The sequence below is a fragment of the Micromonospora aurantiaca ATCC 27029 genome (assembly GCF_000145235.1).
GTDB lineage: Bacteria > Actinomycetota > Actinomycetes > Mycobacteriales > Micromonosporaceae > Micromonospora > Micromonospora aurantiaca.
This window is the reverse complement of record NC_014391.1, coordinates 1,819,626-1,836,565: the sequence shown is the minus strand read 5'-3', so window position 1 is coordinate 1,836,565 and position 16,940 is coordinate 1,819,626. Positions and strand designations below refer to the sequence as shown.

Sequence of the window (16,940 nt, the reverse complement as noted above, 5' to 3'; positions counted from 1 at the left end):
ACGCATGTCCGACAGATCGTGGGCGTCCTCGATCGGCGTACGCAAGTCGATGCAGGCCAACACCGGCCGCGACACCAAGCCGGAGCTGGCACTGCGGCGCGCCGTCCACGCACTGGGCCTGCGCTACTACGTCAACCGCCGACCGATCAAAGCGGTACGACGCACCGCCGACCTGCTGTTCCCCCGACTCAAGCTGGCCGTCTTCCTCGACGGCTGCTTCTGGCACGGCTGCCCCGAGCACCACACGATCGCCAAAACCAACGCGGCGTTCTGGTCGCAGAAGGTCGCCACCAACCGGCGCCGCGACGTCGACACCAACGAGCGATTGACCGCAGCCGGCTGGACTGTCATCCGGATCTGGGAACACGAGGCGACCACCGACGCCGCCGCCCGCATCGCAGCGGCAGTGACCGCGATGCGCCGCACGCCCTCGGATTATTGATCTCAATCAAACCCCTCCTCCGGGCGGCGCGACTTCCTCAATCAACCTCGGCACCCCACCATGCAGCCATCCAGGCTGCGCCCCGAAATTCACGCTCGCGGCACCCGGAGGGTCAAGTCGTGCTGGTGATATGCGGCATTCGAATACCCGAAGGTCGTTCGTCAACCCCGAGGATATGAACAGCTTTACGCGAACGGACAGACTCGTCGACCCGCTGGGAGCTTCGGGGCTCGGCGGTCTTCCGGCTCGGCCGTTGATGTCACCCGTCGCATACGGGCGCGGGGTTTCGGCGTCAGGCTCAGGGCTCGAAAAGCTTACGGTCCGCCTCGTCCCTTAGGCCGCGGCGCATCTGTTCGAGAACCTGCCCGGTCAGCTCCCCGTGTCCCAGGACTTTGGACATGGCGACCGCCACCCACGCCTCTCCGGTCAAATCGAAGGCCAGAACATCGGCGAGCTGCCGGTGCGAGGTCCATGTCCCGCAGAGCAGCGCGAGGCCCTCCCTCGCCATGTCGACACGGGTAGCCCGCACCCGACGCATCGGGTCTGCACGATTGGCGCAGACCGTGAGGATTACGCCCCGGGGGATGACCGTCTCCGCTGCCGCGCGAAAGAGCGCCTTGAGCCGTGTCTCCTGCCCAGCCGAGCCGAACACGACCGCCCGGTCCGGCTCCGACAAGCCCTTCAGTGGATTCGGCCTCAAAGGCGTCCACTCGTATAGAGGCACGCTGTACGTGTTGAAGGCGGGCACGGAGATTCCCCGCTTACGGTCGCCGTTGCCGTCACCATTGTGGAGAAACGCCCGATGAGTCCGCATGAGCCACGCGCGGTGCCGGTCACGTACCAGATCCACGTGGACCAGCAGACAGAGCTCACACTGTCCCTCGCGAGGGATCATCCAGCTCTGCGATCCGTCTGTCGTTGCGGTGCCTTTTACGTCGACGGGCACCCCAGCGATCTCGGTGTCGGGGTGTCTCTTCTTCTCAAGGCCAAGGTTGTCTAGTAGGTGGTATTGGAGCTTGGTGCCGACGGTTCGGCGTTCATCGGCTTCGACACGCTCGTCGAGCAGGTCGAATCGGTGAGTCCGGTAGCCGTCGAGGACATAGAAGATGGAGTCCTCGACCGCATCGCCGATGAGCTGGCTCAGGTCTGGTCGTCCGACCAGATCGCGACGAACCGTCTGAAGACCCACGTCTTCCTCCGGTTGCTCGATGACGTGCGAGTCACCCGTGAAGTCACTGATGCATCGCGAGCCCACCGGAGCTACTGGGTTACCTCGAGCGGTCCGCTGTGTAGCAGCCGTAGTCTGCCCCTCGGCGCTGGCATCTTCGAACGCAACCACCACTTCAGCTTAGGGGGTGTCTCAGTTGGTGATTTTTGCGAGTCGGCGGTGGCAGATGAGGATGGCGGCGAGGTCGGCGAAGGCTTGGAAGTGCTCGGCTTTGCGTTCGTAGCGTCGGGCGAGGCGGCGGTTGTTGGTGAACCAGGACAGGCACGACTCGACGATCCACCGGTGTCGGCCGAGTCGCTGGGAGGACTCGATGCCTTTGCGGGCGATGCGCACGGCGATGCCGCGGCGGCGGACCTCGGCCCGGATCGCCTTGTGGTCGTAGGCCTTGTCCGCGTGCAGCTTGCCCGGGCGGCGGCGGGGCCGGCCGCGACGGCCCCGCACCGGGGTGAGGGCATCCAGCAACGGGAACAGCAGCTGCGCGTCCGGGGTGTTCGCGGCGGAGATCAGCACCTGCAGCGGCACGCCCCGCCGGTCACACAAGACGTGGATCTTCGAGCCTGGTTTGCCGCGGTCGACCGGGTTTGGCCCGGTCAGGTCCCCCTTTTCAGCGCCCGGACACTGATCGAGTCGATCATCGCTCTGGACCAGTCGATCCCACCAGCGACGTTCAACCGGTGCAGCAGCGCGTGATGGATCTGTTCCCACAATCCGTACCGGGTCCACTCGCTGAACCGGCGGTGCACCGTCGGCCGGGACACCCCGAACAACGCAGCGGGCAGCTTCCGCCACGAGCAACCGGCCTGCACCATGTATCCGATCGCCGCCAGGACCGCCCGGTCGTCAGCCCGGCGCTTCCCACCACCCTGAGGCCGTTTCGCAGCAACCGGAATCAACGGCTGCGCGACCGCCCACAAGTCCTCCGGCGCCCAAGTCTGGATCATGTCCCCGACAACATCCGCCACAAATAGAAGATCATGCCCGAGGCCACAACCTCACCAACTGAGACACCCCCTTAGTGCGCAGGATGCATGAAGATCAGAGCCTACCGGCCGTGCTGCAGGAACTACCTCCTTCCGGCGTGTTTGGCTGCGTCCTCGAAGACAAGCACATGTGGTGGCCGACCGGGGGCGTCGGAACGTCTCGGACGGGTAGGCCAGGGCGCAGCACCCGGGGCGAGGGCAGCGAAGGCCCTGTTAGCGAAGTGTTTGAGAAGTCGGTTCAGGTGTGGGTTGCCTGGGCCGGTTTCGTGTGTCGGGCCAGGCGGGTGAGCATGACGTGGATCATGGCCCAGGTAACGAAGGCGGCGTGGCTTGTGGGTAGGTGTTCGTAGTCGCGGACGCAGCGGCGTTTCTTGCTGATCCAGGCGAAGGTGCGTTCGACGACCCAGCGGCGGGGCAGCACGACGAAGGTGTGTTGTCCGGGGAGTTTGTGGACCAGGTGCACGGTGAGGTCGAGGGCGTGGCGGGCCCAGGTGCTTAGGGTGCCGATGTAGCCGCCGTCTGCCCAGAGCGGGCGTAGGCGGGGGTGGAACAGCCGGGTGCGCCAGAGCAGGTCACGGGCGATGGTGCGGTCGTTGACGTGCGCGCCGGTGATCATGACGGCCAGGAGTAGGCCCATGGTGTCCACGACGATGTGGCGTTTACGGCCGTTGACCTTTTTCACGACGTCGAAACCGCGGCTGTGTCGGGGCACGGTGTCCGCGGCGCGCACCGATTGGGAGTCGCGCCGGCGGTGGGATGCCGGTGCCGTCCGGCGGTGGTGCGGCACTGCTCCCGCAACCGGTCGTGCAGACGCATCAACGTGTGATCATCGGTCGCGTCCGCGCTGGTGGTGTAGGAGACGGCCATCGCGTGATCCGGTCTGATGTTATGCGGCGATCGAGGTCGGGTCGGTCTGGTCGGTGGCGTGTTGGTCTGTGTCGATGGTGATCAGGCGGGCTTTAGCGAGTAGTTCGAGGCCCATGTAGCGGCGTCCTTCGGTCCACTCGTCGGTCTGCTCGGCCAGGACGGCGCCGACGAGGCGGATGATCGCCGCCCGGTTCGGGAAGATCCCGACGACGTCGGTGCGACGGCGGATTTCCTTGTTGAGCCGCTCCTGTGGGTTGTTCGACCAGATCTGGCGCCAGATCTCGCGGGGGAAGCCGGTGAACGCCAGGAGGTCGTCGCGGGCGGCGTCGAGGTGCTCGGCCGCGGCCGGGAACTTCGCTTCGATCGTGGTCACGACCCGGTCGAACTGGGCGCGGACAGCGTCGGCGTCGGGCTGGTCGAAGATCGTGCGGACCAGGGTGGCGATCCACGGCTGCGCCGACTTGGGCACCTTCGTCAGCAGGTTGCGCAGATAGTGGGTCCTGCACCGCTGCCACGAAGCTCCCGGCAAAGCCGCCCCGATCGCGGCCACGAGGCCGGCGTGGGCGTCGGAGATGACCAGGCGGACACCGGACAGGCCTCGGGCGGTCAGGCTGCGCAGGAACGCCAACCAGCCGGCGCCGTCCTCGTCGGAGGCCACGTCCAGGCCCAGCACTTCACGGCCGCCGTCGGCGTTGACCCCAACCGCGATCAGGGCGTGGACGTTGACGGTCCGGCCGTGCTCGCGGACCTTCATCGTCAGGGCGTCCATCCACACAAACGTGTAGTGGGCGGCGTCCAAGGGTCGGTTGCGGAACGCCTCCACCTGCGCGTCCAGATGCGCGGCCATCTCCGAGACCTGCGACTTGGACAGCTGCCGGATCCCGAGCTGCTCGACCAGCTTCTCCACCCGCCGAGTCGACACCCCCAGCAGATAGCTCGTGGCCACGACCGAGACCAGGGCCTGCTCGGCCCGACGCCGGTGGGTCAGCAACCACTCCGGGAAGTAGCTGCCGTGTCGCAGCTTCGGGATCGCCAGGTCGATCGTGCCGGCGCGGGTGTCCCATTCCCGAGGCCGGTAACCGTTGCGCGAGTTGACCCGCTCATCGCTGCGCTGCCCGTACCCGGCGCCGCAGATCGCGTCGGCCTCGGCGGACATCACCGCCTGCACGAACGTCTTGATCATCGCTTGCAACACGTCCGACGACGCGCCCTCGATCTGCTCGCGCAGCAGGTCAACAGGGTTCACACTCTCTGAAGCGGCCATCGCGTCCTCTTCTCCTTCTCTGACTTGGTCGTCTTGAAGGATCGACGCGATGGCCGTCTCTCATCTACGCAACACGCCCATCACGGGCAAGTCGTACACCACTCCCGTGGACGCAACCTGATCATCACGCCGCCGGGCGAACCACCAATACATCGTTCCTGGTGGCGGGAAGTCTCGCGGTAAGGCGCGGTAGTCCTCGAAGCGCTCAGTAGCATGCAGCCGCAGCGCACCCCCGGGTGACTCATCGATCCGACAGAAGGCTTCTGTCGTGCCTGGGGCCGCTGGCTCCCGATCTGCGCGGCGAGTTCCTTCGGCACGACAATCAGCCACGAGGAGCCGCGCAGCAGGCGACGGCACTCATTCACTGCGCTCACGTTTCCGCTGCTCCGGTGGACAGTTTTACAGGAGTACGCAGTCCTCGACGATATTGTCGTCGCCGGTTCGCGGCTTTCGCGTCCTGCCGAGCAGACGCCACCGGACCGGCAACCCAGGCTACCTAGAGGTGCCATTCGATCGGGCACTATTCCTGGAGACACTGCATCAAACGCAGAATTCTTTAATCGCAGATGACTCTCAACCGAAGCAGAACCTCAATGAGCCATCGACAAGACTGTCGGGTCAAATCATCACCGAGCAATGACACGTAGGAGAATTGTCCGCATCGCCGCTATTGTGGCGATAAGTATAACCATGGTCCAGAAAGATCAGCCGAACGGCTGAAGTGCTGCTCACTATCGCAACGATTAACCTCTTGCGGTCGGATACCATGCTTTGGCTGTAAGAACGGGGTGAAGCCATCGTGCGCACTGTCCTCAATCCGCGCGTTCACCGGTCGGTTGGCTTCGTCACCACGTTGGGTGCGGGCGTGAAAGCGGATACCACCGGTCTGAGTGGGTGCGGGTGGCACCACAGCCTGGGGAGTGCTAGTCAATCGTGATCGAGCAGCTTTGGGCGCCTGAACCAGCGCTGGCGCAGGAAGTGAAGACCCTGTTTGACAGCACTATCGAGTCCTACCGGGTCAAGCCAGACTTACTGACGGAGCACGCCAATCACGAGGAGTCTATCCGAGTCGGCGGATACGCCAATCGGACTCTCCTCGAACTCGTCCAGAACGCCGCAGATGCCATGGCGGGGAACACCGACTCGGACGAGAATACGGGCCGGGTCGAGATCGTCCTGGATTCGGTAGGGGGTGCCCTCTATTGCGCTAACGGCGGACGCCCGTTCTCCAAGAGAGGGCTCACCGCCATCACGCATGCCCACTTGAGCGGCAAACGTGGGGACGAGATCGGGCGATTCGGCCTTGGGTTCAAGTCCGTCTTGGCGGTTTCGAACACGCCGCAGGTCTTCAGCCGTTCCGTGTCGTTCGAGTTCAACTCGCCTGAAGCGCGCTCCGCCATCGCTGAAGTCGGCTCCGGTGCGAAGCGTTACCCTGCGCTGCGTACAGCCACCACGATCGACGCGATGGCAGCGTTCGGCCACGATCCTGTGCTCCGCGGCTTGGCCGAGTGGGCCGCCACCATCGTCAAGCTTCCCAACGTGTCGAGCATTCCTCGCCTTCGCAAGGAGATCATAGAGTTCTCGTCGCACTTCCTTCTGTTTGTCGGGGCCGTCAGGGAGGTGCGCCTCCGGATCCTCGGTGCCGATCATTTCGAGGCGACTCACACCTCCCGTAACCTCGGTGACGGCCTCTTCAAGATCGAGCGCTCCGGCGGCGAGTACGAGGAGTGGTACGTCGAGGACCGGATGCATGCGCCGTCCGCGGAAGCTCGACGCCAGGTCGGCGAGGCGGTCTCGCGATCGGAGGTCAAAGTTACCGTCGCGATCCCTAAGAGGCGCGGCAGACGGTATCAGATTGGCCAATTCTGGTCCTACTTCCCGCTGAAGGACAAGACGTCGGCCTCCGCCCTGTTCAACGCGCCGTGGAGCGTGAACGACGACCGGACGACGTTGCTCCGAAACGATTACAACCGCGAGATGCTCGTAACGCTTGCGGAAATGTTCGTGCAGATGGTGACACGCGTGCGCACGGTGGAGGATCCGGCCGCGCATCTTGATTATCTGCCCGCACGGGGTCAGGAAGAGCTCTCGTTCGGTGACGAGGTCCTCTGCAGGCAGGTCCCTCACAAGTCGATTGGACGGGAACTCGTTCCTGACGCGTCGGGACGCTTGACTCGGGCCGAGACCCTGAAGCCCTTGGACTTCACGATCGGCGTCTCCGAGACTGTTCACGAGGCATGGATCATCTCTCCGAACACTGGATCCGACGTTCCGCACTGGAAGTGCTACAGCTTGCAGCAGCGGATCACACGTCTGCGCCAGCTGTTCGCGGCCGCGCACGGCAATCAGCTGGACGCCACCGAGAACGACATGAAGCGGACGTTGGCGGCCATGCCGAAGCGTGGGATCCTATCTTGGCTGCGGGAGTGGGCGGAGGGGGCCGATCCAGTGTCGGCTGCCAACGCCTTCAGGTTCGTATGCAAGCAGCGCAACATCGAAGGCGTCGAGAACGCCAAAGTGATCCCGACCACCGGCGGCCTGCGAGCGCTGAACGACAGCACGGCGGTCTTCCTGCGCCGGGAGGAGGGCCTCGAATTCGAGAGGTCCGTCTTCGTCCTCCCTGGCTTCCTCTCCCAACCCGGCGTTGAGGCACTGCTGCGGCAGGCGGGGTTCCGAGACCTCGACCCTCTGGCCATTCTCACCGCGCGTATCGCGCAGCTCCCTGCGACCGCCGGCGATCGGGAGTACACGGAGCTCTGGGATTCCGTGACCGCACTGCCCGTCAACGTCGCGGTGAAGACTCTCGAAGGTCACTCGGACACGGTCAAGGTGCCGACGCGTGACGGAGCTTGGGCATGGGCGAGCCAGGTGATCGACGTCGATGTCGACGTGTCCGACGTGCCGGGCGTCAGGGCGTTGGACCGCAAGCGCTGTCTGCCACAGGCGGCCCATGCTCTCGGCGTCGTCCGTGATCCGGTAAAGAGCTACCCCGTCGAGGACGAATCGCGCCTGGAGGACTACCTCGGATGGTTGTTGGAGCAGGTCAACGCGTTACAGGGTCCGGGTGAGCGTCCTGTCGAACGTGTCGAACTGCTCCACGGCGCCGGGCCGGGACCGTTCTCCATGCTGTTCGTCCTGCGAGACGCCAGCGCCTCGGCCCAACTGCGTGCGCACTGGACCACCGCGCTGCTGCAGGCCGGGGATCTCACCTGGACGTGCGAGGACGTCGACTCGGGCGTCACCTACACCGTGCACTCGCCCGTGCGATGGGCGGCAGACAACGCTGGACTCGTCCACACGACCCGTGGCTACCTGCCGCCCTGCGAGGTCGCCGCGCCGTCACTGGTCCGTTACGAGAGACTGCTTCCGCTGTTCCGGGGACCGTCACAGGTCGCCGACACGCTGGAACTGCCGAATGAACTCGCGACGGTGCCCGGTCCTGTACTGAAGAAGGCGCTCGCCGAGCCGCTGTTCCCGCCGGGCATCTCCGACGACGTGCTCGTCGACTTCACCCTCGCCGTGTCACGGATCGCCTATCCCGGTGCGCATGCCCCGACGATCCCCGCCAAGATCGGACGCCGAACCGAGTCAAGGCCCCCCGGTGCGGTGTACCTCGCGACGTCGGACGAGCAGGAGGCGTTCCTCTCCTCGCGTCAGCGTCCCTACCTTCGCGCTCGGCCCGAGCAGACCTCGGAATTGGTAGAGGTGGTCGGATGTCGCCGGTTCGAAGACAGCTTCGCCTTCTCGATCATGGTCGAGGGCGAGCAGGACGCGGTGCCGATCGTCGACGTCTTCACTGGATTGCGCACGACGACCGTAGCGAGGAAGGTCGAAAACGCGACTCTGACCCGAGCAGTCCAGATCATCAAGAGGGTGACCACGGAAGACGGCGTCGAGGACCAGGCTCTGGACTGGCATCTCGACGGGTTGAATCTCACTGCTCGCAGTGATGCCGATCAGCCGCGGCTGCTCTCGTTCGTCAACGACGCGTTCGACCTGCGCTTGACCAGCGCCGAACGTGAGCAGGTCCTCAAGACCGGTCTAAATCACAAACTCGAAGAGCTGCGTCAGCGTGCCAAGGCCGCCCGGGACGACGCCGAACGGCTCGACATCTACTTCGGTCCGGACGACCTGCAGGAGGCGTTGCCGACCGGCTTGTGGCAGGCACTCGAGGCTCAGGAATTGATCCACGACGAAACCTCCGTCGCCGAGCTGTTCCTGACGGTCTACGGCTCGGACTCCATCAAACAGCTCGCGGAGAACTTCCGACGGGAGGGCTTCACCGACGTACCGACCGAGTGGGCGGGCCGTTCTACCACGATCTCCTGGTTGCGCAAGATGGGGTTCGGTCCCGAGTACGCGGGACGCCGGAATCAACGTCAACCCCAGGAGTTCGTCGTCCCCGGTGCGGTGAAGCTCAACGAACTGCACCCCTTCCAAAAAAAGATCAGCGCCCAACTCCGCGACGTCCTCACGCTGCGGGAGGCGAGCGGTCGTCACCTCAAGGCGATGGTGGAACTCCCGACCGGGGCAGGAAAAACGCGCGTCGCGACGGAGACCGTGCTGCGCCTGTTCATGGAGGGCCGCCTCCAGGGTCCCGTCCTGTGGATCGCGCAGTCGCAGGAGCTCTGCGAGCAGGCGGTGCAGACGACCAGCCTGGTCTGGCGGGGCCTGGGGGACGAGCGTCCACTGACAATCGGACGCCTATGGGAGGGCAACGACGTTCACGAGCCGGACACGGAGTTCAGCTTCATCGTCGCCACCGACGCCGAACTCGACGTCGGCGTTATCCGTGACCCCGACTACGACTGGCTGAGGCAGGCCTCCGCCGTGATCATTGACGAGGGGCACCGGGCCGGTGGATCCGAGCGGTACACCCGGATTCTGAACTGGCTGGGCGTGGCCGGCCGTGGCTGGGAACGCCCGTTGGTCGGACTCTCCGCGACACCGTTTAAGGGCGCCTCCGAGTCCGCCACCAAGGCGCTCGTGAGTCGTTTCGGTGGCCGCAAACTCGAGGCGTTCGAGCAGGACAACGCCTACCGCAGGCTCGCCGAACTCGGTGTGCTGGCGCGGGTCCGACACCGCGTACTGCCGGGCATCCACGTCGATCTGCAGCCGGACGAGCGCAAGGACGCCACGAGCCTGCGCAGGCTCAAGCAGTCCGTCATGGATCGCATCGGCCGGGACCAGGCCCGCATGTCGGTACTCGTCGATCACATTCTGAGCCTGGACCCGGATTGGCCGGTACTGGTATTCACCCCGAACGTCCTTTCAGCACAGGTGCTAGCGGCGACCCTGCGGTATCGCGACGTCACCGCTGCGGCCGTTAGCGGGCAGACCGGTAGGCAGGAGCGCCGCGACATCATCGAGAAGTTCAAGAACGGTCAGATCAGAGTTCTCGCCAACTGCGACCTTCTGATTCAGGGTTTCGACGCCCCCGGGGTCCGAGCGCTGTACATCGCGCGTCCGACGTTCAGTCCCAACGCCTACATCCAGATGGCCGGGCGCGGTCTGCGGGGACCAAAGAACGGCGGGAAGGAAGAGTGCCTCATCGTGGACATGGCAGACAACTTCGGTGATCTCACCGAGATGCTTGGATACCGCGAGTACGAGGCTCTCTGGCAGGAGCATCAGCCGTGATCCTCGTTCCCGACCTGACCGACATCGTCAAGAACGCCGAGAGCGACGCCGAACGTCGGGTGGCGCGCCTACTACGAGAGGCGACCGGTGATCTGGACGCAGTCGCCTTCTACTCCGTGAAGTTGCGCTCGCACGCCTACAAGCAGCAGGCCGAGGCGGACTTCGTCGTGCTGTGGAAGAAATGCTTGATCGTCGTCGAGGTCAAAGGCGGTGGGGTCAGGAGGCACGACGGCGTCTGGTACAGCGTCGACCGCCGCAACGACTGGCACAAGCTGTCGAGCTCGCCGATGGAGCAGGCGCAGTCGGCGATGTACGCCCTGCGCGACATCCTGCGGGAGGAGGGAGTCGGTTGGTTCGCGCATGAGGCCGTTGTCATCACCCCGGACATCGATACACCGCCACACTCGGTGGAGTGGCAGCCGAGCCACTGGTTGGCCAAGGACGAAATGACGGTCGAGGGGTTGACTCAGGCTCTCGACACGATCACAGGTGCCGCCCGCAGGCCACCCGCTGGCCAACGGATCGCCCGTGCCGATGATCTGCGTACACGTCTGTTCGGCGAGTTCACCAGGATGCCGGTGATCGACGCGCAGCGGGGTGCGGTCATCGAGGAGCAGAACCGTGCCACCGCCGGCCAGGCACGGGTGTTGGCCGCGTTGGCCCGCAACCCCCGGGTCATGGTGTTCGGTGGTGCCGGCACGGGTAAATCCCTGGTGCTGGTCGAGGCCGCGAAGCAGGAGTCCGGTGAAGGCCGATCCGTGCTGATCACCTTCCACTCGCCGGAGCTGCTGCAATTCTTCGCGCCGCACGTCGCCAGCCGTGACATCGCGGTCCTGCCATTCGTGCAACTGACGTCCGACCAGGTGTACGACGTCGTCTTCATCGACGAGGCACAGGATCTGATGGATGCCGAGATGATGGACCGGCTCGACGCGGTCGTCGTCGGCGGACGCGACCGCGGCCGTTGGCGGATGTTCCTCGACTCGAACAACCAGTCACACGTCGACGGCGGCTTCGACGACGACGTGTTCGAGCTCGTCGCCTCCGAGGCCCTCTCGGTCGACCTCGAACTCAACGTCCGGAACACGCAAGCAATCGTGCACATGGTTCAGGAATACCTCGGCGCGGATGTCGGCGATCCAGGCATCGTCCACGGCGAGAAGGTCCGGTGGCACACCTCTGACGGTGCGGCCGCTGTCGCCGCCGCCGAGACCGTGGCGGAACAACTGGTGGCCGACGGTGTCCGACGCAAGGACATCTGGATCATCAAGACCGATTCCACGGCGGCGCCGACCGTGACGCCGCAAGGCTTCACTCTGACGAGCCCTCGGTACGCCAAGGGCCTCGAGGCGGAGAGCGTCGTGCTGTGCGACCTGCCCGAGTCCTTCGACGATGCGGGCACCGCCGCCTTCTACGTGGCAGTGACCCGGGCGCGTGTCTCGCTGGACATATTGGTGACCAAGGACGACCGGCGGCGCCTCCAACAATTGGTCCGACAGCGTTTGGTGAAGAAGTGACCCTGACCAAGGCACAAGACGCGGCACTGACGCATCTACGCCACGCATACGTCGGTCCGGACTCCGGTGAGGAGGAGATCCTCACCAACCGGCCCGACCGGCAGTACGCCGTCGGGATGCTGTTCCCGATCGCCTCGGCGGCGCCGGTCGCGGATCAACCGCCGTTCGGCGCGCCGCTCGAATCGGATGTGCCCGCCGGAGACGTGGAGGAGGACGGCGCCGGTGTGCCGCTCGCCGAGGAATGGCGGCCGTCCTCGGTTGCGATCTCTTTCGTCACCGACCGGTCCGCTGTGACCTGTGATCTGTCCGGTGGCACCTATCAGCCCGTCACCGGTGACGGGCCCCCGCGTTGGCAGCGCAAGCCGTTCCGACTCGACGCGATCGAACTCGGCCCTCAAAGGCCACTGCACGAGCTTCAGGCGGGCGAGGTTCCGATTGAGGTCGGGTCCCGGTGGCGCCGGTACGGCGACGCTCATCTGGTGACGGTGCACGTTCGGATACGCAAGCAGTCCACCGGGAACGACCGGCTCGACATCGAATCGATGCTGTTCCAGGTGGCGCTCAGGGTCGAACCCGCGGTCGACGGTCGGATCTTGGAGTATCGGGGGTCGACCGCGGTCAGCCTTGACAGTGAGGCGGCGGAGCTACGGCTGCGGTTCAGGGACAAGAAGGTTTACGCCGTCGGACACGGAATGGCCGCGGACTGGGACTTGTCCGGGAACGGCTGTACGGCGGTCCGCCTCGAGGCCGTGCCCGCGTTCGTGGTGCCCGCAGTCGCGACGACCGGGTTCGCAGCGGGGACCGCGGAGGCCGAGGCTCTGGGTCTCGACCATCTCGCACGGATCGACACACACCCCGACGAGGTCCTACCGTCGCTCGACGCCTTCGTCACCGCATTCGAGGTATGGGTCCAGCAGCAGGAGAACTCTACGAGCGCGTTCGGCGCGGACGCCCACGTCGCACGAGCGATCACCGACCGCGCCCGCGCGGCTCTTCACCGGATGCGGGCCGGTGTCGACCTGCTCCGCGACGCCCGGCAGGAGACGCTGAGAACGGCCTTCTCGCTCGGCATGGCGGCCATGCGACTACAAATGCGTCAGACGGCGCTGCGTGACGACAGAGATCCGAGCGAGCCGCAATGGCGCCCGTTTCAACTCGGCTTTCTGCTGGTGGCTCTGGCATCGACCGTGGACGAAACCCACGACGACCGGGAAGTGGTCGACTTGATCTGGTTCCCCACCGGCGGAGGCAAGACGGAGGCATACCTGGGCTTGGCAGCGATCGAGATCTTCCGTCGACGGCTCGCGCACGGTGTCGCAGGAGGCGGCACCGCGGTGATCACCCGCTACACGCTGCGGCTGCTCACCGCCCAGCAGTTCCAACGGGCGGCGTCGCTGATCTGCGCGATGGAACTGCTGCGCCGTGACGGCGGCCGAGCTAAGGGCATGGCCCGCTTCTCCATCGGCCTGTGGGTGGGTAACGAGGTGACACCGGGCACGAGGACCGATGCGAAGGCCGCACTCAACCGATTGCACAAGGCCGCACGGCCGGAGGAGGCGAACAGCTTTCAGGTCGAGGGCTGCCCGTGGTGTGGCGCCGCGCTGGTGCCGAGGAAACAGTCCGCGGACAAGACCCTGTACGGGATGCGGCTCGTCGGCAGGGACGTCGTCATCCACTGCACCGATGGGAGCTGTCCGTTCCACGACGAGCTCCCCGTCGCCGTCGTCGACGAGGTCCTCTACGACGAACCGCCCACCATCCTGCTCGCCACCGTCGACAAGTTCGCACGCCTGCAGTTCCGACCCAACGCTGGAACACTGCTCGGCCTGGACACACCGTTCCGGCAGCCGTCGATGATCATCCAGGACGAGCTGCACTTGCTGTCGGGACCACTCGGTACCACGGTTGCCGTCTTCGACGCCGTCATCCAGATGCTGCTGAGCAGATCCGGCACGCCACCAAAGGTCATCGCATCGACCGCGACCATCCGCGCGTCACAGGAACAGGTGCAGGGACTGTACGGGCGTGCCGTCGCCCTCTACCCACCGGCAGGCCTCGACGGGGATCAGACCTTCTTCTCCAAACCGGTTGAGAGCGGTGAAGGGCGCCTCTACGTCGGTCTCATGCCGCAGTCGCTGTCTCAGGTGTCCGCAGTCATCTCCACGGCCGCTCCGCTGATCGAGATTCCGGAGGTCCTCGCCCAAAGGCAGGACACGGGCGCGACGCGCGACTCCTACTGGACCGCAGTGATGTATCACAACAGCCTGCGCGAGCTCGGCCGCACGGGAACCCTGATCGTCGACGACGTCAACGGACGACTCGAACCACGGGCCGACCGTTTGAAGCTGCCGTTCCGGCGGGTGCGCGCCGACCGCGTTCTCGAACTGACCAGTCGCCGCGGACCGGAGGAGCTTCCCAACGACCTGCGGGAACTCGCGCAGAGCATCGACAAGACCGATCAGGCCGTCGACGTCGTGCTGTCATCCAACATGTTGTCGGTGGGTATCGACATCCCTCGCCTCGCGCTGATGCTGATGGTCGGCCAACCGAAGACCACCGCCGAATACATCCAGGCCACCAGCCGCGTCGGTCGTGGCCGCAACAACGGCATAGTCACGACGTTGTTCCGGTCGAACCGGGCACGCGACCGATCGCATTTCGAGACGTTCCGCGGCTACCACGAAGCCCTCTATCGCAACGTCGAACCGACGAGCGTGACACCCTGGTCGCTGGCCTCTCGTGCTCGCTCCATACGTGGCGCCCTGGTGGCGCTCCTACGGCACTCCATCAAGGCTCTGGCAGCCAACGACGCGGCATCTCGCCTCGACCTCGACGACGAGGACATGTGCCACACGATCGAACACCTGGTTGACACCTTCGTCTCTCTTGTCAGCCGATCGGATCGCCTCGAGGCCGACGAGACCGAAGAGGAGCTGTGGCGGCTGCTGCGTGATTGGGACCGCCGCGCCAGATCCGCGCGAGAAGAAGGCACGAGTTTGCGATACGAACGTGGCAAGGCGGACGAGCCGGCCCTTCTCAGACGGTTTGAGCAGAGCGGCGAGGGCTGGCTGGTCGCCGACTCGATGCGCTCGGTCGAACCGAACGTCGCCGTCCATGTACGCGAGCCGATGGAGGAGGTGCGGTATGGAACCCATCGTGCATGACCTACGGCTGTCCGAGACGATCAGCCCCTTCGGCGTGGGCGCAGTCGTCGACGTGCGCGGTGAGTCCCTGATCGCACCCGACACCTCCTGGTGGGACCGCAAACGCGCTCCCAAGATCAGCTGCGAGCGCCTCTCGGCGAAACTGCATGGGGCTGTCCTGCGGCAGCCACCGGCACACGCCGGACGAGCGGCCAAGGAGACGGCGAGTCTGCTGTACTTCCGGTTCCCCGAATGGCGGTTCTGCGAGCGTTGCACGAAGCTGTCCATGCTCACCGGCAAGCACAAGGGCCGCTGGACCAACAAGTGTGACTGCGGCGGCACCCTCGTACCGATGCGGTACGTCGCGGTCTGCGAGCAGGGCAGCCACCTGCAAGACATCCACTGGTTCAAGTGGGCGCACCGTGGGCACGACGCCGGCATGACCGAGGCAGTGCGGCACTGCCGCGCCTACAAGGAACTCCGGTTCGTCCGCTCTTCGCGTCACGGCGAAGGCCTGACATCACTCCGCGTCGTCTGCAACGGCTGCAAACGAGACCGCGCCCTGTCCGATCTGACAGGGAAGGACTCGTTACACCGCGACGGCCTCCGATGCGACGGCAAGCAACCATGGGAGAACGAGAACACCGGAGACCCGTGCGAGCACCACCTTAAGGCCGTCCAGCGCGGCGCCACCGGTAACTACATGGCGGAGCGGCTCTCGGCGCTCGATATACCTGAGGAGGTACCGCAATTCATTGGCAAGAAGGACGAGATCCGCAGCCACGTCTACTTCGAGAAGGTCGTCGCGGACAATGGCGGCCCGCAGGCGGACATGGTGGCCGGTTGGATCGCCGACGAGCTCGGCGTCTCGAAGGACGACGTGCTGCGACTGGCCGCGGGTGACGACGAGCCCGACGACGCCCCGCTCCTGGAGCTGAAGGACGGCGAATGGGCCGCGTTCCTGAAAAAGCTCGACAACGGAAGAGACCACAGCGGCGGCGACTTCATCGTCGACGGCTGGAGGATCCGATCTGATAGCGCATGGCCCCCCGCCCTCACTGACGGGCTGGTAGCCGTCGGCCAGGTTCGGCGCGTACGCGAGGTACGCGCGCTCAAAGGCTTCAGACGCCACACGGCCCAAGCCGACTTCATCAGCGCGGACCTCGGCCCAGACCGCAAGAGAAGACCGGTGTTTCCCGCCGTCGAGATGTTCGGTGAAGGAATCTTCCTCCGCTTCGACGAGGCCCGCATCGCCGCATGGGAGAGCCGACCCGAAGTGCAAGCCCGCGCGAGGATCCTGATCGATCGGCGCGAAAGCAGCCCCTGGGCGGACCGACTCGACGTCCCGGAGCCGCGATACATAGCGCTGCACACCATCGCGCACCTGCTGATCCGACGGCTCGCCTTCGCCAGCGGCTACTCCTCCGCCTCCCTCCAGGAACGCATCTACGCCAACACCGATCGTCCCGATCACACCGCTGGCATCCTCATCTACACGGCCGCCGGCGACGCACAGGGCACACTCGGCGGCCTCGTTCGCCTCGGCGAACCCGATCGGATCCTTCCGCTGTTGCTGGCGGCTCTCGGGGACGCGGACGTTTGCTCGAACGACCCCGTATGCATCGAAAGCGACCGGCAAGGCGTATCCCAGCTGAACCTGTCCGCCTGCCACGGATGCGCGCTCGTCAGCGAGACATCATGCGAGACCGCCAACCGGCTGCTGGACCGTCAGCTCGTCCTCGGCGGCGGGGACGTCCGCGGCCTGCTCGACGACGTCCTGGATCAGGTAAGAGGACTGGTGGACCAGCAAGCCACCAAGGCGCTGAACCGGGCCGGGTCCTGGCATCGTGCACACTGAT

General features: G+C 65.3%; 9 protein-coding genes. 5 read left to right on the top strand and 4 right to left on the bottom strand.

The window, feature by feature from the left end; translation table 11 throughout:
* Positions 1-4 precede the first annotated feature (4 nt).
* Positions 5-442, top strand: a complete 438-nt coding sequence (locus MICAU_RS08740; protein ID WP_013284936.1) for a very short patch repair endonuclease — start codon at positions 5-7, stop codon at positions 440-442.
* Between the two features lie 298 nt (positions 443-740).
* Here MICAU_RS08740 and MICAU_RS08735 read toward each other — a convergent pair whose 3' ends face one another.
* The 4 genes from MICAU_RS08735 to MICAU_RS08715 all read right to left on the bottom strand — a co-directional run bounded on the left by MICAU_RS08735 (position 741) and on the right by MICAU_RS08715 (position 4,781).
* Complete coding sequence (locus tag MICAU_RS08735; RefSeq protein WP_162881511.1) at positions 741-1,781, bottom strand: NaeI family type II restriction endonuclease; 1,041 nt, start codon at positions 1,779-1,781, stop codon at positions 741-743.
* Positions 1,782-1,802: 21 nt separating this feature from the next.
* Positions 1,803-2,611, bottom strand: a protein-coding gene (locus MICAU_RS31765) for an IS5 family transposase (RefSeq protein ID WP_240322485.1) whose coding sequence is annotated in 2 segments (ribosomal slippage) — positions 1,803-2,273 and positions 2,276-2,611 — 807 coding nt in all. Because the reading frame shifts where the segments join, the coding sequence is not laid out codon by codon here.
* A 277-nt stretch (positions 2,612-2,888) separates the two neighbouring features.
* A complete protein-coding gene (locus MICAU_RS08720) occupies positions 2,889-3,380 on the bottom strand; it encodes a transposase (protein ID WP_049794809.1) in 492 nt (163 codons plus the stop codon).
* A 156-nt stretch (positions 3,381-3,536) separates the two neighbouring features.
* Complete coding sequence (locus MICAU_RS08715) at positions 3,537-4,781, bottom strand: IS256 family transposase (RefSeq protein ID WP_013284934.1); 1,245 nt, start codon at positions 4,779-4,781, stop codon at positions 3,537-3,539.
* A gap of 933 nt (positions 4,782-5,714) precedes the next feature.
* Here MICAU_RS08715 and MICAU_RS08710 point away from each other — a divergent pair.
* Genes MICAU_RS08710 through drmB form a run of 4 tightly spaced genes read left to right on the top strand, consistent with a single transcriptional unit; the run spans position 5,715 to position 16,939 of the window.
* Positions 5,715-10,421, top strand: coding sequence for a DEAD/DEAH box helicase (locus tag MICAU_RS08710; protein ID WP_013284933.1), 4,707 nt, complete (start codon positions 5,715-5,717; stop codon positions 10,419-10,421).
* Positions 10,418-11,938 (top strand): nuclease-related domain-containing DEAD/DEAH box helicase, encoded by a 1,521-nt coding sequence (locus MICAU_RS08705; RefSeq protein WP_013284932.1) that lies wholly within the window; start codon positions 10,418-10,420, stop codon positions 11,936-11,938. Before MICAU_RS08710 ends, MICAU_RS08705 begins: the two co-directional genes overlap by 4 nt.
* Positions 11,935-15,102, top strand: a complete 3,168-nt coding sequence (locus tag MICAU_RS08700) for a helicase-related protein (RefSeq protein ID WP_013284931.1) — start codon at positions 11,935-11,937, stop codon at positions 15,100-15,102. The genes MICAU_RS08705 and MICAU_RS08700 overlap by 4 nt, the downstream gene beginning before the upstream one ends.
* Positions 15,083-16,939 (top strand): DUF1998 domain-containing protein, encoded by a 1,857-nt coding sequence (gene drmB / locus MICAU_RS08695; RefSeq protein ID WP_013284930.1) that lies wholly within the window; start codon positions 15,083-15,085, stop codon positions 16,937-16,939. Before MICAU_RS08700 ends, drmB begins: the two co-directional genes overlap by 20 nt.
* Position 16,940 lies beyond the last annotated feature (1 nt).

Excerpts from the sequence above, each read along its gene's own strand:
- MICAU_RS08715 (WP_013284934.1), bottom strand. The coding sequence starts at position 4,781 with ATGGCCGCTTCAGAGAGTGTGAACCCTGTTGACCTGCTGCGCGAGCAG.
- drmB (WP_013284930.1), top strand. The coding sequence starts at position 15,083 with ATGGAACCCATCGTGCATGACCTACGGCTGTCCGAGACGATCAGCCCC.
- MICAU_RS08740 (WP_013284936.1), top strand. The coding sequence starts at position 5 with ATGTCCGACAGATCGTGGGCGTCCTCGATCGGCGTACGCAAGTCGATG.